Source organism: Ralstonia sp. RL (genome assembly GCF_001683835.1).
In the GTDB taxonomy this organism is placed as follows: domain Bacteria; phylum Pseudomonadota; class Gammaproteobacteria; order Burkholderiales; family Burkholderiaceae; genus Ralstonia; species Ralstonia mannitolilytica.
On sequence record NZ_LWRX01000244.1, the window covers coordinates 18,392 to 37,513 of the forward strand.

A 19,122-nucleotide genomic window follows, 5' to 3' on the forward strand; every position below is an offset into this window, starting at 1 on the left:
GCCATGCGTACGCTTCGACGGTTCCTGACGTGGACGGCAGCGGCGACGGTGTTTGCCGCCGCGCAGTTTGCCAATCATGCGCAGGCCGTCGAAGTGGGCGATGTGGTGGCGCTGCCCGACGTGCAGTTGCTCGACGGCACGCGCTTGCCGGGCGATGCATGGCGCGGGCACCCCGTCATCATCGCCACGTGGGCGTCGTGGTGCCCGTTCTGCGCGCTGCAGAACCCGCGCCTGCAAAAGCTCTACGACGCCACGCGCGGCACTGACCTGCGCATCCTCACCATCAGCATCGACGCCAACCCGCAGCTCGCGAAGGACTACGTCGCCAAGCGCGGCCTCACCTTTCCGGTGACGATGGAAACCGACGCGCTGTGCGCCGCCACCGGCCCGCGCAAGGGCCTGCCCGAACTGCTCGTGCTCGACGCCAAGGGCCGCGTGGTGCGCAAGGAAGTCGGCGAGATGCTGGAAGACGACGTGGCGGACCTCGCACGCTACGCACACAGTCCCAAGCAATGAACCGTCGCGAATTCGTTCAAGCCCTGGCGATTGCCGCAGCCGCCGGCCTGCGCCTGACCGACGCGCACGCCGATACGTTCAGCTATGACGTGCCGCGCTTCGGCAACGTCCACCTGCTGCACTTCACCGACTGCCACGCGCAGTTGCTGCCCATTGAATACCGCGAGCCCAGCGTCAACCTGGGCGTGGCGCAATGGGCCGGGCAGCCGCCGCATCTGGTCGGGCACGCGCTGCTCAAGCGTTACGGCATTGCGCCGGGCTCGCGCGCCGCGCACGCCTTCACCGCGCTCGACTTTGCCGAGGCCGCCCGCCGCTATGGCCGCATGGGCGGCTTCGCGCACCTGGCCACGCTCATCAAGCGGCTGCGCGCCACGCGCCCGAATGCGCTGCTGCTGGATGGCGGCGACACCTGGCAGGGCTCCGCCACCGCGTTGTGGACGAACGGCCAGGACATGGTCGACGCGGCCCTCGCGCTGGGCGTGGACGTCATGACCCCGCACTGGGAGATGACCTACGGCGCCGACCGCGTGCGCCACGTGGTCGATCACGATTTCAAGAACAAGGTCGCCTTTGTCGCGCAGAACATCCAGACCGCTGACTTTGGTGACCCGGTGTTCGACCCATATGTGCTGCGCGAACTGAACGGCGTGCCGGTCGCCATCATTGGGCAGGCGTTTCCGTACACGCCGATCGCGCACCCGGCGGATTTCACGCCCGACTGGACCTTCGGCATCCAGGAAGAACGGCTGCAGAAGATGATTGACGAGGCGCGCGGCAAGGGCGCCAAGGTGGTCGTGCTGCTGTCGCACAACGGCATGGATGTCGACCTGAAGCTCGCCTCGCGCGTGCGCGGGTTGGACGCCATCCTGGGCGGGCATACGCACGATGCCGTGCCCGCGCCCGTCAAGGTCAGCAACCCGGGCGGCGTGACACTGGTCACCAACGCCGGCGCCAACGGCAAGTTTGTCGGCGTGCTCGATCTGGATGTGCGCGGCGGCACCGTGCGCGACATCCGTTACACGTTGCTGCCCGTGTTTGCCGACCTGCTGCCGGCCGACCCCGCCATGACGGCGCTGATTGACCGCGTGCGCGCGCCGTACAAAGACAAGCTGGGCGAAACGCTCGCCACCAACCGCGGCCTGCTGTACCGGCGCGGCAACTTCAACGGCACGTTCGACCAGCTCATCGTCGACGGCCTGATGCACGCGCAGGGCGCCGAGATTGCCTTCTCGCCCGGCTTCCGCTGGGGCACCACGCTGCTGCCCGGCGAAGCCCTGACCATGGAAGCGCTGATGGCCCAGACCGCCATCACCTACCCGGCCACCACGCTCACCGAGATGACGGGCGCCACCATCAAGACCGTGCTGGAAGACGTGGCCGACAACCTGTTCAACCCAGACCCGTACTACCAGCAGGGCGGCGACATGGTGCGCACCGGCGGCCTGCGCTACACCATCGACCCGACCCGGCCGATGGGCCGCCGCATCACCGACATGCGCCTGGGCGACAAACCGCTCGACGCAGACCGCCGCTACAAGGTGGCCGGCTGGGCCGCCGTGTCGCCAGAAGCCCCCAAGGCCGGCGGCCGCCCCGTGTGGGACGTCCTCGCCGACTGGCTGCGCGACCAGCGTGAAGTGACCGCCCGGCCGCTGAATACGCCGCGCATCGTGGGCGTGGACGGCAACCCCGGCATGGAGACCGGGGCGGGTTGACCCGCCATTGAAGCCCCCCGGGAATTTGGGATAAACTTTGCGGCTACGGGCCGATAGCTCAGCTGGGAGAGCGCCGCGTTCGCAATGCGGAGGTCGGGAGTTCGATCCTCCTTCGGTCCACCACTTTTTAGAAGCCCAACGGTTCTCCGTTGGGCTTTTTGCTGCCCGGAACGCCAGTGTTGGCGCGGTTCCGGGGTTCGCTGTCTTGAGCGCCGTCTCTGCTGAAAACCCAATTTTCGGGTTTCCCGGCCCAAATCGGCCTCTCTATTCTCTGTTTCTGTCTTGAGCGTCAAGACCCTGTCTCCAGTATTGGCGCGGGTTTGCGGGCATCGGGCGGTCGCCCGCCGCATATCTGGCCGAGCCCTATGCGCCGAAGCGTTCCTTCATGCCGGCCGCGCCCTTTACCGCCCGGCAATTGGCCGAGCAGGAACTCACGCGTGCGGGCCTGGTGGCTGGCAGCGGATGCCCCAGGACGCCGAGAACGCCGAGATAGCGCATGCGCTGCAAACGAACCGCTCCAGTGCCACCCAAGCGGGCGGTTGTTGTCCAGGCCCCTCTTAATTGCTGCCAGACACGGGCTGGGCGGCTGCCATGTCTTCGTTGTTGCATCTCCGCCATGTCCCCTTCGTTGTATTGACCTCTTTGGGTCTTGTGCAAACTACGTCAATGCTCTTGCGTCCATCGCTGCACAAGGTCTGCCGGAATCGCCTGGAAAACCTCACCAAACGGTTTGCCCGTCAGCCGCTCGGCTTGCTTCAGAAGTAGCGCAACAGGGCTGCTTGGCTCATGTGTCTCGAACCAAGCGCGCGCATTGCGGATGGTGTCAAGGACAGTCTCGCGGTCCATAGGGCGGTCCAGTGGCTGGTGTTCAGATGGCAGTTGTAGCGACTGGCGAGGCGCACCAGCATTCGGCTCCGTGTCGTGCTCACCTAGCGTTGCGGCGGGCAACGGCTCGCTGTGCTCCGTGGGTGGTGACACTACGGCCAATCGCGGGGTGGTGTCGGCAACAAGCCCCAGGAACTTGAGCAGTGGCGTGAGTTCCGGATGATCGTGCGGAAGGTACTGACGCGCCCATGCATCAATGGACACGGCAAAGCCGAGCGCCTCTTCAAACGCCTGCATCGTTGGATCTTGCTTCCTGCGCAAATCCTGAAGCTGTTGCAAAACCGACTCGGGCGCCAACGCGTCGGCAATCCGCGGTACCTTCAATGCGCGCTCCACATCCCGAACCTGCAGGCGCATGGCCCCCTTGGGGGTGATGGCCAGTTCGCGTATGTCTTGCAGCAGCCCTTGCGGATCGGTCAGCGCTGCCAATGCGTTGGCGCGCACGGCGGGGTCCGGTTCACCGTCCACAATGAATTGGGGGTGAATGGCATCTGGCCATTGCATCAGGAGTTGTGCCAGGATTGCGAGGCCGTCACGTAATCCGGCCGCGTCATCCTGCCGGACGCGGCTGCGCAACAGCAGCACCAGAATGCGTATGTCGCGCGTGCGCAGCAACAGACGACGGCAGTCGCGCTCGACATCACTCCAATTGATGGCTTCTGGCGTGCTGACGAACTCGCCGTATTGCGCACCGCCACCTGGGGATGCACTCGCTTGCAGAAGGACAAACTCCGTGTCGTACTCCAAGTCCTTGCCACAGGGCTCTGCTTCGGAGATGGGCTCCAATAGCTCCGGGAAGGCGAGGGCAGCGTAGCTGGCCGGTGCAATCTGTGCAGTTTTGGACTTTGCTTTATTGAAGAGCATGCCGGGAATGATCGAAGTAGCTGCCGTGATAGGGCAACGTGGTTGTTTTTGGAGGTCAGTGCTTCGCGTACTGCTCCGGCTCAAACACCATGCCCGTAATGGCACGGCTGCGGTCAGGCTCGCCCAGCCAGGTCGACCACCCCAGGCGTTCCGATGAGCCGAGCACGGCTGGCGGCGCCGAGTCAGGAATCACCTGCAACTCCACCTCCCACACGAACTCGTAGCCAACGAACGAGCGCACCCACTCGATCAGCACCGGCAAGTCGCGTCCATTGGGCGTGAAGTTCAGATACTGCTGCAGACTCAATGGCCCGATGACCAGCCGAAACTTGTGCTGCCGATCCGGTACCATCTCGCCCAGCATGGCGCCTTGCCCCATCATGCTGGGCGCGCCCGGATGCCCCAACTGAGAAAGCTCTTCCGGGTCAACCGCAATCCAGTGCAGCACAAACTCCTCGGGGCGCACCGGCACGCCAAAGAAATGGGCCAGCGTGGCGGCAATGCCGTCGGGGCTGCGCGATTCGCGCACGTGGTGTGCGCTGGCAGCCAACCGCGCGTGCGGTGGTAACGGGCTTCTTGCAATCTCGTCTGTATCGGATCCGGCCAGCCACGCGACATAGCGCGAGAACACCTCGGCATCCGGGCGATCCAGCCCAGCCGTGGATTGTGAACGCGCCCATGCCTGATAAAACTGCGTCAGCGCCCGGTGGTGGAACAGATCCAGGAAGTCCGCCGTGGTGCTGTCACGATGCGCTTCCGTGCGCTCCCGTACGATCTCCGTGAAGTGGAGCGGCAAGGCACCGTTCGGCCCCAGCATGCCCAGCCCGAACAGCTGGATTTTGAGCTTGCCCTGCACTTGCCGCAGCTGTGCAATCTCGCGCGGCGCAAACGTCAAGGACGCCTGTTGGCCAATCCGGAAATGCTCGTCCTGCGGCCGGCTGGCCCGACCAATCGGCGGCAGGTCTGGGCGATGCGCCGCCAGTTGCCGTAACAAGCCCAAGAAGCTCAGCCGCCACGGCGCGTGTTCCGAAGCTGGCATCGCGTCCATGGATGGTGAGCCCGTTGCCGGCGGCGCGTTGTCGTCAAGGCCTCGGTACATGGCTACACCGTGCTCCGCGTGCCCATGCGCACCGGCCAGCGATGCACACGCCCACGCTGAATCGAATCCAGTTCCGTCTCCGTGAACGAATTCACCGACACATGCCGGGTCAGGAAGTGCTCCAGCACCACCCCAAAGAGATACGGGCTGATACCCGAGAACCCCGTCTCGTCCACCGTCAACTGACACTGCACGCCGCGGCCGTAGATGATCGGGCCGCTGCCCGGCAGCCGCCGGGTGACCGGCTTGACCTTGGAGCCAATCAGGCTGTCGATCTGGCGCAATTGCGCTGCGTCATCACTGGCCACGAACAGGCGCAGCATGTCCCGCAGCCCCTGTCCGCCTTCGCGATGGTCCAGGTCGGTCAGCGACAGATAGTTGAATCCCAGCTGGCGGATCAACCGCCAAGCCATCTCACCTTCGGCAAACGGTGCACGCGGCGCAGACGGTGGCCGGATCAACCCGACACCGGCCACCGGAATCGAATCCGGTGAACGCAGGTCGTTGATTCCATTGCGCGGCACCAGATTGGGCAAGTCCCGATTGGTTGCCATCGCATCGACCGAGAGATACCGCAAATCGTTCGGATAGGGCGCTTCGTTCTGATCCACGAGCGAGACGAAGACCTCCGTGCCGGTGTACGCCGTCCGGGTTCCGTACTTGCGAGCCTGGTCAGAAGCCAGCCGCCGCTCGCGCCGCACCGAAAAGTACCGCCCGTGGTTGCCTTCATGCCGATTGAGCGTCGCAAAGAGGGGCCGGAACTCGACGGCCGCAGCATGTTCGTGCGCCTGCCCCGAGAGCGTCTGGACCGAAAAAATCTCGTAGTCCAGCGGGCGACGCCGGTTTGCGACCAAGTGAAACTCCGCGCGCCCGGGCTGAATCTCCATCCGGTCCGTACGCATCGGAAAAAGGTTGACCACCGGCGTGCAGAAGAGCGCAAACTGCCCGGCATCCACTTGGCTGACCAGTGCTTGCGGAGACTTGGATAGCAGTACGACCAGCTCGACTTCCCGTCCGTTGATTCTGCGCAAGCCGGGCGCCAAGCCGTTGAGCCCGAAGAAATAGAAGCGCTGCGGGCACGCAAAGTACTCGTGCACTAGGTTGTGGCCGTGGAACTTGTTCCAGTCCAGCGGCAGGGCACTTTCGTCGGGAGCCATGCCGACATGGCTAACTGCGTTAGCTGTGACGGCATGTGGCCGCTCACCCATGGCGCCCGGCTTGCCAATCAGGACGGCACAGCCCGCACTGTGCAGCAGTTCGAACAGGTGGGACGCAATCTGGTCGTTGCCGCACAGGTGGATCGGCAGCGTATCCAAACCGTCCAACTGAGAGAAGGTGCCATCGCCATGAAGTCGCAGCCGAAGGCGGAGCGCGCCTTGGATGGTCACATATGGCGGCACATAGCGCTCCAGCCCCTGAATGTCGGGCGGAATACCGGTCAAGCGTGCCTCTGCAATCTCGATTGGCCACAGCGACAGGGGTTGCGTCGTGCGGAATTCGCACTGCGTGGCCTCACCCGCCGGCGCGCGGGCGAGCAACATCGTGCCGCGCGGCACCGCCATGCCACGCATCAATCCACCTTCTTGATAGCTCGGGTGGAACTGCGCCACGGCAAAGGCCGGGGTCGGAGCGACGTAGTTCGGATAGATGACCTCCAGCAAACGCTGCGTGAAGCGCGGAAACTCCGCATCCAGCTTGATCTGCGTGCGTGCCGACTGAAAGCAGAAGGCCTCGATCAGCCGCTCCACATACGGGTCGGCCACCTCGATGCCGTGCATCCCTAAGCGTCGTGCCACCTTGGGGTGTTGCCTGGCGAATTCCCCCGCCAGTTCGCGCATGTAGACGAGCTCGCGGTTGTAGTAATCCAGCAGTTGCGGGTCCATGGTGTCAGTTGGCGTGAATGGAGCGGACGTTCATCCGGCCGGTTTCCAGGTCGAGCGAGCTTTGCGCGCTAAATGCCATCGGGTACAGGTCCATGTGGATCAGCCTGCTGATCTCGAAAACCAGCATGTTGTAGCGCATCGGGGCATCTTCCTTGCGGAGCACTAGCCTGCATTGTTTCTTCAATAGCCAGCATTATTGGGATTTGTTTGTGCTCAATTGGGCGTCCATTTCGGCTCACACCGTGCGGTGCTCACTCCCCCACCCAAGTCCACAACACCCGTGCCTCGTCTGCTGGCCGCCCAAGGCCAACGGAGTACATCGGCTGGCCTTGAGTCAACCGCATGCTGACAAGTTCGTACCGTTTGAAGTAGTCCGCATAGGGCACGTCGTGCGGGATGCTGGGCCTCCACAGGCCCGAGCGCGGGGCTGGCTCGCGGCTGCGACATTGGGGGATGCGTTGGGCGTATTTGAGTTTTTCTTCGGGGGTAAGGTAAAACCGTGAGATATAAATTTTCCCCAGATACTTGGCTTCGCTCTCTGTGCGTGGGTCAAGCGTGCTGTAGCCCTCGTCCTTGAAGTAATTCAAGTACACCCGGGTGGGGTAGCAGGACACCAAGTCATTGCCGGTTTCATACATAAAATCGACCCACCATTGACGCATCAGATTGATGGATACGTAGTCTTTAGGACGTGTCAGTTCGAGGCGTTTTTCCAGAACCTTTTTATCGATGCCGACTAGGCGGTGTCTGACTTCGATGTTGACGCTATCGACGGAACCGGTAGCGCCGCGGCCTTCGTGAACCATACCGATATTAAAAAAGACCTCTTTCAACTCTGGCCGAACAAAAGTGTATTCATTGTAATGAGCAGAGTAGTGTATCTGTTCCCCAAACATCTCCCGCACCTTCTCAAACGGGATGTCATCACGCACCAGCCTGACCGCTGTTTCCGCCAACTTGAGATACAACTCCACCTGATCAGGTGTCAGGTGATTCAAGTTCTCGGGATCAGGTTCATGCAGCAGCGGTTCGCCGCACACGGGGGGGGAACCGGCTCTACAGGCTTGCATCGCGTTGGTCTCCTGGGCGGAAGTCATAACTGGCATTGCAGCGATCAGGTTCAGGCAGAGCAAAGCTCTTCCACATCTGCGTAACCAAGAAGTCGCAGGCGAAGCCATCGTCTTCCCACGGGCGCAGGTAATAGCCCGGGTCGTAGGGGATTTTTTTGTAGTCAATGGGGCGTCCATTTCGGCCAACTTCAGAAAGGAGTTGTTCTGCTTGCTGCCCACAGCGCTCGAATTCGGCTTCATAAGCCGCGAGGTCCTGCTGGGCATTGGGCTGTTTCTTCAAGAGATCAATCTTTAGCTCCAGGACCCAGTAGTAGTACCCGATCACCATGCGCTTAAGCGCGATCCGGGCTGTAGGCTCATCTGGCACGGGAGCGGTCTTGATGACCTTGACCACATCGGACTCGAAGACCTCCGGAAAATACGTTTGCATCAGCCTCAGCTCCGGATAATCCCTTGGAAACTGCAAGGCCATGGCCAGTATCCAGAAAGCCTGCTGCACATGCCGGACCTCGTGGTAAATCGTCGCGGCCAGTTCGGCAAGTTTCTTGTCGCGATCGGTTTCATGCTGATCGGTCATGCAAATCTCCCGGATGACCTCTGGGTTCAGGGCCAATCGCCAAGGCTTGGGAGACTGCACGCCGACAGTGCGCCGCCCACTCGTTGCGGGATATTTTCTCTTGTCTTCTTCATTGAAGAATTCAATCACAGGCATGGCACCGCCTTTCTTCGGAATCCCCGGCGGCAACCCAAACGCCGTGGCCTGCAAGGCAGCTTCCACCACTGGCGTGATCGCGTCGATAAAGTCTCTTTCCATGCCTTTATCCATCGGCCACGACATCTTCAACCCCGTAGGCTTGGCCCTGCCCCGCAACTGTTCCCGATTGAAGTTCACATACGGCTGCGTCTGCCCCGGAATCTGCGGCCACTCAATCCCCAAGCTCAGCAGCGCTTGCATGTCATCGGTGTATCGCTGGGCGACGGGGTAACGGTACTTGTGCGGCCCCTTGGTTTCGGGCTCAGCCAAGCGCATGCCGAAGGCGTACGGCTCGCACTTGGCGTAGAGGGCGTTGCGCCCCTGGGTGGTCGGGTCATCGGTGTCCTTCGGTGTGGGCTTGCCGCCAACATTGCGCGGGGGCCGCTTCGGCTCGCGCTTCTCGGATACGACCGACACCGCGTCGGCATTTCTGCTGATCGTGTTGGTCTGTACCGCGATCACGCTGTCTGGCTCGGCATTGCGCAGGATTTCGATCTGGGCAATTTCAAAGGCGTCGCTGGTGACGAGTTCGGTTTCTCCGTGGTCGTTGGTGGTGCCTTCGACGACGCGGCCGCCGTCGAGGGTGATGCGGTAGCGTTGTTGTGTCAGCCGCAGGCCGCTGTGGTGTTCGACCAGTACGAATTGCTCGGCTTGGCTGAAGTCTCCGCTGAGCATCTGCGGCAGGGCTTGCCGGATGGATTTGGGCTGCGGCACATCGAAGTTGTCGGTGTGCAGGTGCACTTGGGTTGGCCCAAAGAACTCGACTTTCCCGTCTGCAATCCGAATCCCTGCATTGCCGCTCATGAGGGTGATGCCGGTCTTGGCGTTGTACAGGATGGTGCCGTCCGTGGCGGTGATGACCGCATCCTGTTTTGCGTTGAAAGTGATGCTCTTCTGCTGGGCTTGTAAGGTGAGGTTGCCTTGGTGGGCAATGCCTTTCCACTCACCGCTGTGGGCGAACAGGCTGATGCCGGTGCCGGCGTTGACGAGGTATTGCTGCCCTGCGGTGTGTTGCTGGTTGAACTTGGCAACCGCGTCGATGTGCAGCCCGGCGTAGCTGGTCAGGCTCTTGGGGCTGGCGAAGGCGATGCCCGCGGGGGCGTAGGCGCCGATGATGGGTTGCCTGCCCTGGCCCGGTTTGCCCTTGTGGGTGTTGGTGCCGGCATCCCAGTCTTCGATGGCTTGTGTGAGTTGGGATTGCGGGCCGGTATCGACCTTGCCTGCTTCGTGCTGGCCGCTGTAGTCGCCCAGCGCTTTGGCGGCTTCGAGGGCGGCTTGCATCTCGCGGATGAATCCGTCGCGCGTGAGGTGGCCGCCGTCGGCGCACTTCTGTTCTTCGGTGGTGCAAAACAGGCCATTGCCGCCACGAATTGCGCCGTGCCCATCGGTGCGCAGGTCAAAGCCTTCACCACGTGGGTCTTTGCGCCCCGGGTTGCCGGGTACGCCGGTCAGATAGCCGAGGGTGAGTTGGCTGGTCTGGTGGTCGGATGACAGTTGGGCCTGGATCTGGCCCTGCGTGTCGTCCATCAACAGATGGTTGCGCCTGCTGCCGAACAGTTCCTTGCTGGCGATGCCACTGAGAGCATGCTGACCGGGCAGTGCCCATGGCGGCAGGTTCAACTGGTTCGGCACCCGCCCAATGATGATGGGCGTGTTCGGGTCACCGTTGAGGTAGTCAACGAGCACTTCCTGCCCGATGCGCGGGACGTGCATGGCGCCGAACTGGTCGCCTGACCAGCCGTTGGCGACGCGAATCCACGGTGAGGAGTTTTCGTTGTATTGGCCGTAGCGGTCCCACTCGAATTGGACTTTGACGCAACCGAAGTCGTTGGTCCAGACCTGCTGGTTCTCGGGACCGGTGACGACTGCGCGTTGGATGCCCCTGACGCGCGGCTTTTCGGTGGTCAGCGGCGGACGGAAGACTTCATCTGTCGGGTGCGCTTCAAAGCGGACGTGGCAGGCGTAGCGTTGGGTGCTGCCGGACTGGATGGCGATGTCTTCGAGTTGAAATTCGGTGCTGACGACGAGGAATTCGCGGTTGAGGTCGTCCTTGTCGTGGTTGGCGATCTGGTAGGTGTTGCCTGCGGCAATGCCGCGCAGTGCGCCGGCACCACGCACGCGGCGGCCTTTGGCGCGGCGCTCTTCCATGCGGATGCGGGCGCGTTGGTTGCCTGTGTCTCGGTTCGTGTAGCTGCCGGGTTCGTATTCGTAGCGTTCGAACTCGGAGAACCGTGTGTCGCGCGGGAGGCTGTCGCCGGTGGTGAGATCGGCCTTGGGCTGGCGCGGGTCGTAGTCTTTGAGGGTGACGCGGCCGGTGCGCAGGCGGTTGATGGGCTCGAAGCGTGTGAGGTGTTCTTCGTCGACCTTGAAGCCCTGCGGGTAGATGGGCAGGGTGTGATACGCGGCGCTGGGGAATTTGCGCCAGGCACCGGATTCGGACACGAGGACGAGGCGGTGGTGGCCGCCGTCATGTTCGAAGAAGTAGGTGATGCCCCATTCTTCGGTGAGGCGTTGGAGGAAGGCGAAATCCGTTTCGCCGTGCTGGACTTCCCATTCGAGTTTGGGGAAAGCGCTCTCGTCCAGGCGCTTGTCGACGCTGAAGGTGTATTCACTCAGGACTTCATCGAGGATGTCGATGACGCTTTTGTTCTGGAAGGCTTTGTAGTCGGCGGTTTGGCTGGCGAGCCACAGCCAGGGGCGCAGGGTGAACCGGTAGAGGCGGTTGTCGGAGATGCCGCCGATTTGTTCGACGCTGGAAATCACACCGGTGATTTGGCGTTGGCCGGCACCAACCCCACCCAATAGGCCGGTGCCGATGCCGTCCAGCTCAATCGTCAACGTCATTTCCAGGCCGATGGCGTCGTCCAGGTCGGTTTCGAGCATGGCTTGCGCGGCAGCCAGAGAGACGGGGCGCAGGTCGACCGTGTAGGTGAACAACTCGCTCAGGGCTTCGCGGCCACTCACGCGCACGAACTCCAGTTGCGGCTGCCCCAGCAACTCGGGGATTGCTGCACTGGTGGCTTTGACTGTGCGGTGGCTACCTTCTTGTCGAAAATCCATGGTGTCAGTTGGCGTGAATGGAGCGAACGTTCATCCGACCTGTTTCCAGGTCGAGCGAGCTTTGTGCGGTAAACGCCATCGGGTACGGGTCCATGTGGATCAGCCCACTGATCTCGAAAACCAGCATGTTGTAGCGCATCGGGGCATCTTCCTTGCGCAGGGAGTTGACCTCCAGCGACCCGGGGATGAGCCGCGGCTCAAAATCCAGAATCGCCCGCCGGACGATCTTGACGATGTCAGCCCACTTGTGCCCTGACATATACGAACCGGCCACCGGCGGCACCCCGTAGTTGATGGCCGATGCGGCGGCCTCTGGGTACTGGAGCCGGTCGATCTCGTCTTCGCGGTTGGTGGTATTGAGCAGGTAGGTCAGGTCGCGCTGAATGATCTCGCGCATCTGCGTGCGCGTCATCGTGTATTCCGTGGGGGCTTCCGTCTGACGCAGCGGCGCGTCGTCGCGCAGCCGGTCAAACAGCGTCGGCAGCAGTTGTGTATTGGGGCGCCGGGGCGCGCGATGCTCACTCATCGGCGTCGCTCAAGGTCAGCGTCGACACATCCAGCAGTCCAACGTCGCCGACACTCGTCATCCAAGTCTTCTGACCCAGTGCCACGACGCCGGTCTGGCCAACCTCCGACCAATGCGTCTCGCGCGCCAGTTTGAGCGCATCACCACCGTGTTCGGAGCCGGGGTAGCGCGCGGGCGTGAAGCCTCGGCAAACCGTACCATCCGTCAGCGTGAGCGTTGCGGAGCGCCAGACCAGATCCAGCAAACCAGCCACCGGCCCCATCTCCAGTTTGCGCATCTGCGCAAACGGCAGCCAAGCGTAGCGCCCGCCCGACAAGATCTCGCAGGTCGGGCCGAAGCGCGTGTCACTGTCTGTGATCCAGTCAAACCGCGTCCCGTCCAGCGCGCCACGACTTTCCGCTACCTCGGAGAACGCTTGCTGGCGACAGTGATCCGCGCCGTTCAAATCACCCGCCTCCGCGAGCGCAAGCGCATTGCGCAGCGGTGTCATCCAGTCTGGCGATGGCAACAACGCCCCCGGCTCACGCGCACCTTTGATGACATCAGACCGAAACACCTCGGCCCGGATCAAGTCCCGGTAGACGTGCGCCGTCTGCGCAAAGTCCGGCATCAACTGCGTCGCCACCTGCAACTGCTTGAGCGCGCGCGGCCAATCCCCCATCACGCACAGCCATTGGAACAACTGCCAGCGCTCATCAAACGCCCCTGGTTGCTGACGCACGCGCACCTCCGCATTCTGCAGCGCCTGGGCAACCGAACCACTGTGCTGCAAAGCCGCAGCTAGACCGGATGTTGAGGCAGGCTCCAAGAGCGAAGTATCAGTCGTCATGGGATTTCGGCTCCTGTGGTTGTGCCGGGGCGGGGTGATAGGCGCTATCCATCGACACTAGGTGATGCTCGCGCTTGGTCAGTGCCGCCGTGATGCCACGTCGTTCGGGTATGGGAATGTCGCCTGCAAAGAGATGCAGTACGTCCGGCATCGCGGGCGCCGCAAACAAGGGGGTGTCGAGGGAGTCGGGCCCGCCGATCAGACTTTCGATTCGTGCCGGGCGCGCCAGCAGGTCCTGCAGGCTCGCGTCTTTGGCGGATGCGCCCGCTGCCATTGGGTCATCCGTGTGGCCAGCAGGCTGCTCAAGCTCGCCTTTGGGCGAGGCCAGATGCCAGTTGGCATTCGCGAGCTCCGGGTTGCGCAGCACAGCGTCGGCTTCGCGGCTCAGCAGATCCAGAACGTCGGTGGATTCGGTCGCCGCATCAGTCACAGCAGGAAGAGGCGTCGCCCAATGGGGGCGCAGGATCGAGAACGGGTCATTCGCACCTGGCTCGCAGAGCCGAGCCTCACTCGTTGGCACCAGGTCGTCGAGGATCCCACCCGCTGAAGGATGGCGTTGCTGGTTGCTCATGTCCACGCCCACTTTTTCTCAGAAAAACGGCGCCGATCATAGACGAAAACCACTGAAGGAAGAAATACTAAAAAATATCATCTTCTGTTTTTTGATATCAGAATTAAGCTCTATTGGTGTCTTGTATAGAATTCTTCTCATCATTTGCTGATCCGTATGAGCTTTGAATTATTAGTCAACGAATTCTGTTGCCATATGTGCAAATTATTGTGATTTTTGCGCCGAATGCGGGGTTTTTGATAGGAACTTTCCTAGTGTTTTCCGCTGGCGCCGATCATGGCTATTCGGGATTTGTGGCGAACCATTGATGGTAAATTGTTGTGCCAATTTTTAGAGTATCCATTCGGTTGCTTTGTTTTCATTGTGTCCAATAACCTAAATAAAGGAAGTGATTCATTCCGCTGCACTGCGATGCAGTCGGACTTACCAAGAAAAACGCATGGACATTTCACGTCAGGCCTTGTTTGGTCGGTTGAATCCGACGCTTTTCAAGGCGATTGAGAGCGCCACGGCCTTTTGCAAGCTGCGCGGCAACCCGTATGTCGAACTGGTGCACTGGCTGCATCAGTTGCTTCAGGCCCCTGACGGCGACGTCCAGCGTGTGCTGCGCCACGCTGGCGTAGATATGCAGGTACTGGAGGCCGACCTGACCCGCGCGTTGTCAGCCCTGCCTGCCGGCGCCACGTCCATCACCGACTTCTCCTTCCAGATCGAATCCGCCGTCGAGCGTGCCTGGGTCTACGCCACCTTGGCGTTCGCAGATGACCGCGTGCGCGGTGCCTACCTGCTGACCGCGCTGCTCAAGACACCGGAACTTCGCCGCACGGCGCTCGGTATCTCGACGCAATTCGCCAAGGTCCGTGCGGACGAGTTGGTGGAGAGTATTCCTGCGCTGATTGCTCAGTCTCCAGAGACCATTGAGGGTGCCTACGACGGCAGTGGCCTTGCGCCCGCCATTCCTGGCGAAGCCAGCAACGCCATGGCTTCGGGTACGTCGGGCAAGAGCGCCTTGGCCCAGTACTGCCGAGACTTGACGGAAGACGCCCGCGCAGGCCGTCTCGATCCCGTCATCGGCCGCGAGCACGAAATCCGCACCATGACCGACATCCTGCTGCGCCGCCGTCAGAACAATCCACTGATCACAGGCGAAGCCGGTGTCGGCAAGACCGCCGTGGTCGAGGGCCTGGCGCAAGCCATCGCTTCCGGCGAAGTCCCACCGAGCCTCGCCGATGTGCGCCTGCTGAGTCTGGATGTCGGCGCACTGCTGGCCGGTGCCAGCATGAAGGGCGAGTTCGAGGCCCGCCTCAAAGGCGTACTGGAAGAAGCCGCCAAATCTCCCAAGCCAATCATCCTGTTTGTGGACGAAGTCCACACGCTCGTTGGTGCGGGCGGTCAAGCTGGCACGGGCGACGCGGCCAACCTGCTCAAGCCGGCGCTCGCACGCGGTGCGCTGCGCACGATCGGCGCCACGACGTGGAGCGAGTACAAGCGCCATATTGAGAAAGACCCCGCCCTCACGCGTCGCTTTCAGGTTCTGCAAGTCATGGAGCCGCAGGAAGCCAGCGCCGTGACCATGGTGCGCGGCCTGGTGGAGACCTTCGAGACGCACCACGGTGTGCTGATCCGCGATGAAGCCGTGCGCGCCGTCGTCAAGCTCTCGCACCGCTACATCACCTCGCGCCAGTTGCCGGACAAGGCCATCAGTCTGCTCGACACCGCCTGCGCGCGCGTGGCCCTCTCACTGCACGCGCCACCCGCTGCCGTTGAACTGCAACGCCACCGCCTGGCTGCCGTCGAGGCCGAGGCCGTACTGCTGGCCAAGGAAGCCGCCTTCGGCAGACAGGACAACCGCCGCGTCGCAGACGTGGAGAACACGGTTCGCGAGATCAAGGCGGAACTCGCCCAAGCCGAAGCACGCTGGCAGCAGGAAGCCGCGCTCGCAACCGGCGTGCTTGCGCAACGTCGCGCCGTTGTCGAGTCGTCGGAAGCGGCCGCGGAGGCGTCAGCGCGAACAGCGCTGCTGGCGTTGGAATCGGAACTGGCATCCGCTCAAGGCGAAACACCGCTTCTGTATACCGAAGTGGACGAAGCCGTTGTTGCCGCCGTCGTGGCAGATTGGACGGGCATCCCTGTCACCCGCATGGTGGCCGACGAGGTCGTGACCGTGATGACGCTCCCGCAAACGCTGGGTGCTCGCGTCATCGGCCAGGACCATGCCTTGGTTCAGCTGTGTGAACGCATTCAGACCGCCCGCGCGCAATTGACCGATCCGAACAAGCCAGTGGGCGTGTTCTTGCTGGTTGGCCCCTCCGGTGTCGGCAAGACCGAGACTGCGCTGGCACTGGCCGACGCGCTCTACGGTGGCGAGCAGAACCTCATCACAATCAACCTCTCCGAATTCCAGGAGTCGCACACCGTCTCCACGCTCAAGGGTGCGCCACCGGGCTACGTCGGCTATGGCGAGGGCGGTGTGCTGACGGAAGCCGTGCGCCGCCGCCCCTACAGCGTCGTGCTGCTCGATGAGGTCGAGAAAGCCCACCCTGACGTGCACGAAGTCTTCTACCAGGTCTTTGACAAGGGCTACATGGAAGACGGGGAGGGGCGCCACATCGATTTCAAGAACACCATTCTGCTGCTCACCAGCAATGCGGGTTCCGACCTGATCACCAGCCTGTGCGACGACCCGACACTGATGCCCGAGCCGGCCGCGCTGCGTGATGCGCTCACACCGGAGTTGCGCAAGGTCTTCCCGGCCGCCTTCCTGGGTCGATTGGTGGTCGTGCCGTACCTGCCGCTCGCAGCAGAGAACCTCGGTCGCATCGTGCGGTTGCACCTCAATCGCGTGGTCACGCGCATGCGCGAGCAGCACGATATTGCGCTCACCTATGACGAAGCGGTAGTCAAGCACATCGTCGAGCGCTGCCCAGTGGGCGAGACCGGCGCCCGCCAGCTCATCAGCTTTATCGAGCAAGCCATCCAGCCGCAACTCGCAAAGCTTTGGTTGGGTGCGCTGGCTGAAAAGCGCCAACTGCTGGCCATCGACATCCGCTTGGCCGACGGCGACAGCGTCGAACTGGCCTGCCACCCCGAATACCTTCCCGGCCGCACCACCATGCCGGCGATTCCCGCAGCCGAACCGGCCTGAGGCCGTGCGGCACCTCAACCCTTCCATGTAACCCACTGGGGAGATTCATGTCTGTTGTGAACAGTTCGCAGAAATTCATCGCGCGCAACCGCGCGCCGCGTGTGCAGATCGAGTACGACGTCGAAGTCTATGGCTCGGAAAAACGCATCGAGTTGCCCTTCGTCATGGGCGTGCTGGCCGACCTGTCGGGCAAGCCGGCCGAGCCGTTGCCGCCGGTGGCCGATCGCAAGTTCCTCGAAATCGACATCGACAACTTCGACGAGCGCATGAAGGCCATGAAGCCGCGCGTGGCATTCGCCGTGAACAACACGCTCACGGGCGAAGGCCAACTGATGGTCGACATGACCTTCGAGAGCATTGAGGATTTTTCGCCGGCAGCCGTGGCCGGCAAGGTCGACGCGCTCAAGCAACTGCTCGAAGCCCGCACGCAACTGGCCAACCTGCAGACCTACATGGACGGCAAGTCGGGCGCCGAGTCGCTCATCAACCAACTGCTGCAAGACCCGGCCCTGCTGCAAGCGCTGGCCAAGGCACCGAAGCCCGAAGCCGCACCCGCCCAGTCGGATGCCGACTCGGCCGAGTCCTGAATCACGCGGTTTCGCGCCTTCCTGAATTCCACCTTTGAGCGAGCAATCCATGGCTTCCGCACAACAACGTCAACAACAGACCGTCGCAACGGCTGATCTGTCGGCGAATCAATCCGATTTCGCGTCGCTGATCAACCGCGAGTTTTCCCCCAAGACCGACCAGGCCCGCGAGGCCGTCGACTTGGCCGTCCGCACCCTGGCCGAGCAAGCGCTCGCCAGCACCTTTACCATGAGCGACGATGCCTACAAGAGCATCGAAGCCATCATCGGCGCGATCGACAAGAAGCTCTCCGAGCAGATCAACCTGATCCTGCACCACGAAGATTTCCAGAAGCTGGAATCGGCTTGGCGTGGCCTGCATCACCTGGTGTCGAACACCGAAACGGATGAAAAGCTGCGCATCCGCATGATGGACGTATCCAAGGAAGAACTACGCCGCACGCTGCGCCGCTACAAGGGCATTGGCTGGGATCAAAGCCCGTTCTTCAAGCGCATCTACGAAGAGGAATACGGCCAACTGGGCGGCGAGCCGTACGGCTGCCTGGTGGCCGACTACTACTTCGACCACACCCCGCCCGATGTGGAGTTGCTGGGCTCGCTGGCCAAGATCTCGGCCGCTGCCCATGCCCCGTTCATCGCCGGCGCTTCGCCGTCCGTGCTGCAGATGAATTCGTGGCAAGAGTTGGCCAACCCGCGCGATCTGTCCAAGATCTTCCAGAACTTGGAATACGCACCGTGGAACGCGCTGCGCAACTCGGAAGACGCCCGCTACGTCGGCCTGGCCATGCCGCGCTTCCTGTCGCGCCTGCCGTATGGCATCAACACCAACCCGGTCGATGCCTTCGACTTTGAAGAAGACACGGATGGCGCTGACCACCGAAAGTACGTGTGGAGCAATGCGGCCTACGCTATGGCCGTCAACATCAACCGCTCGTTCAAGCAATACGGTTGGTGCACGCTGATCCGCGGCGTGGAGAGTGGCGGCGTGGTGGAAAACCTGCCATGCCACACCTTCCCGACGGACGACGGCGGTATCGACATGAAGTGCCCGACCGAGATTGCCATTTCCGACCGCCGCGAAGCCGAACTCTCGAAAAACGGTTTCATCTCGCTGGTGCATCGCAAGAACACCAACTACGCCGCCTTCATTGGTGCGCAGTCGCTGCAAAAGCCGGCCGAGTACTACGACGCCGATGCCACAGCCAACGCCAACCTGTCGGCACGCCTGCCGTACCTGTTTGCCTGCTCGCGCTTCGCGCATTACCTGAAGTGCATCGTGCGCGACAAGATCGGCGCGTTCAAGGAGCGCGAAGACATGCAGCGCTGGTTGAACGAATGGATCATGAACTACGTGGATGCCGACCCGGCCAACTCCTCGCAAGACACCAAGGCACGCCGCCCGCTGGCTGCCGCTGAAGTGGTGGTGGAAGAGCAGGAAGGCAACCCGGGCTTCTACAGCGCCAAGTTCTTCCTGCGTCCGCACTTCCAACTGGAAGGCTTGACCGTCTCGCTGCGCCTGGTGGCGCGCCTGCCGTCGGTCAAGGAAGCGGCTTGAGTCTGACCGTCCCAATCTAACCCGAGCGAACCAAGGCAGCACCCCGCGGGCTCGTTACCGGCTAGC

14 protein-coding genes and 1 tRNA gene are annotated in these 19,122 nt (G+C 62.2%); 6 read left to right on the forward strand and 9 right to left on the reverse strand.

Annotated elements, in window-relative coordinates:
• Positions 1–3 precede the first annotated feature (3 nt).
• The 3 genes from A6M56_RS21620 to A6M56_RS21630 all read left to right on the forward strand — a co-directional run bounded on the left by A6M56_RS21620 (position 4) and on the right by A6M56_RS21630 (position 2,351).
• Positions 4–516 carry a TlpA family protein disulfide reductase gene (locus tag A6M56_RS21620; protein ID WP_102080389.1) on the forward strand — a complete coding sequence of 171 codons (513 nt, stop codon included), beginning with the start codon at positions 4–6 and terminating at the stop codon, positions 514–516.
• Complete coding sequence (gene soxB / locus A6M56_RS21625) at positions 513–2,228, forward strand: thiosulfohydrolase SoxB (protein ID WP_102080388.1); 1,716 nt, start codon at positions 513–515, stop codon at positions 2,226–2,228. The genes A6M56_RS21620 and soxB overlap by 4 nt, the downstream gene beginning before the upstream one ends.
• Before the next feature lie 47 nt (positions 2,229–2,275).
• Positions 2,276–2,351: transfer RNA gene (locus A6M56_RS21630), tRNA-Ala, on the forward strand.
• A 540-nt stretch (positions 2,352–2,891) separates the two neighbouring features.
• Here the strand turns inward: A6M56_RS21630 and tssA are convergent.
• The 9 genes from tssA to A6M56_RS21675 all read right to left on the reverse strand — a co-directional run bounded on the left by tssA (position 2,892) and on the right by A6M56_RS21675 (position 13,769).
• The gene (gene tssA / locus A6M56_RS21635; protein ID WP_102080319.1) at positions 2,892–3,977 is read right to left on the reverse strand and encodes a type VI secretion system protein TssA; all 1,086 of its coding nucleotides are present in this window, start codon (positions 3,975–3,977) and stop codon (positions 2,892–2,894) included.
• Between the two features lie 55 nt (positions 3,978–4,032).
• Complete coding sequence (gene tssG / locus A6M56_RS21640; protein ID WP_102080318.1) at positions 4,033–5,076, reverse strand: type VI secretion system baseplate subunit TssG; 1,044 nt, start codon at positions 5,074–5,076, stop codon at positions 4,033–4,035.
• Between the two features lie 2 nt (positions 5,077–5,078).
• A complete protein-coding gene (tssF, locus tag A6M56_RS21645; RefSeq protein ID WP_102080317.1) occupies positions 5,079–6,959 on the reverse strand; it encodes a type VI secretion system baseplate subunit TssF in 1,881 nt (626 codons plus the stop codon).
• Positions 6,960–6,963: 4 nt separating this feature from the next.
• Entirely contained in the window at positions 6,964–7,098 is a 135-nt protein-coding gene (locus A6M56_RS21650) for a hypothetical protein (protein WP_257984067.1), read from the reverse strand.
• 112 nt (positions 7,099–7,210) lie between these two features.
• On the reverse strand, positions 7,211–8,056 hold the full coding sequence (locus A6M56_RS21655) for a hypothetical protein (protein WP_145997207.1): 846 nt from the start codon (positions 8,054–8,056) through the stop codon (positions 7,211–7,213).
• Positions 8,016–11,843 (reverse strand): type VI secretion system Vgr family protein, encoded by a 3,828-nt coding sequence (locus A6M56_RS21660; RefSeq protein WP_102080315.1) that lies wholly within the window; start codon positions 11,841–11,843, stop codon positions 8,016–8,018. The genes A6M56_RS21655 and A6M56_RS21660 overlap by 41 nt, the downstream gene beginning before the upstream one ends.
• A gap of 4 nt (positions 11,844–11,847) precedes the next feature.
• Complete coding sequence (tssE, locus tag A6M56_RS21665) at positions 11,848–12,369, reverse strand: type VI secretion system baseplate subunit TssE (protein WP_102080314.1); 522 nt, start codon at positions 12,367–12,369, stop codon at positions 11,848–11,850.
• Positions 12,362–13,198 (reverse strand): type VI secretion system accessory protein TagJ, encoded by an 837-nt coding sequence (locus tag A6M56_RS21670; protein WP_102080313.1) that lies wholly within the window; start codon positions 13,196–13,198, stop codon positions 12,362–12,364. The genes tssE and A6M56_RS21670 overlap by 8 nt, the downstream gene beginning before the upstream one ends.
• Positions 13,188–13,769, reverse strand: a complete 582-nt coding sequence (locus tag A6M56_RS21675; RefSeq protein WP_145997206.1) for a TagK domain-containing protein — start codon at positions 13,767–13,769, stop codon at positions 13,188–13,190. Before A6M56_RS21675 ends, A6M56_RS21670 begins: the two co-directional genes overlap by 11 nt.
• A 439-nt stretch (positions 13,770–14,208) precedes the next feature.
• Between A6M56_RS21675 and tssH the strand changes: the two genes are divergently transcribed.
• Genes tssH through tssC form a run of 3 tightly spaced genes read left to right on the forward strand, consistent with a single transcriptional unit; the run spans position 14,209 to position 19,056 of the window.
• Positions 14,209–16,914, forward strand: a complete 2,706-nt coding sequence (gene tssH, locus A6M56_RS21680; protein ID WP_102080311.1) for a type VI secretion system ATPase TssH — start codon at positions 14,209–14,211, stop codon at positions 16,912–16,914.
• A gap of 47 nt (positions 16,915–16,961) precedes the next feature.
• Positions 16,962–17,501 carry a type VI secretion system contractile sheath small subunit gene (gene tssB, locus A6M56_RS21685; RefSeq protein ID WP_102080310.1) on the forward strand — a complete coding sequence of 180 codons (540 nt, stop codon included), beginning with the start codon at positions 16,962–16,964 and terminating at the stop codon, positions 17,499–17,501.
• Between the two features lie 49 nt (positions 17,502–17,550).
• Entirely contained in the window at positions 17,551–19,056 is a 1,506-nt protein-coding gene (gene tssC / locus A6M56_RS21690; protein WP_180964267.1) for a type VI secretion system contractile sheath large subunit, read from the forward strand.
• Positions 19,057–19,122 lie beyond the last annotated feature (66 nt).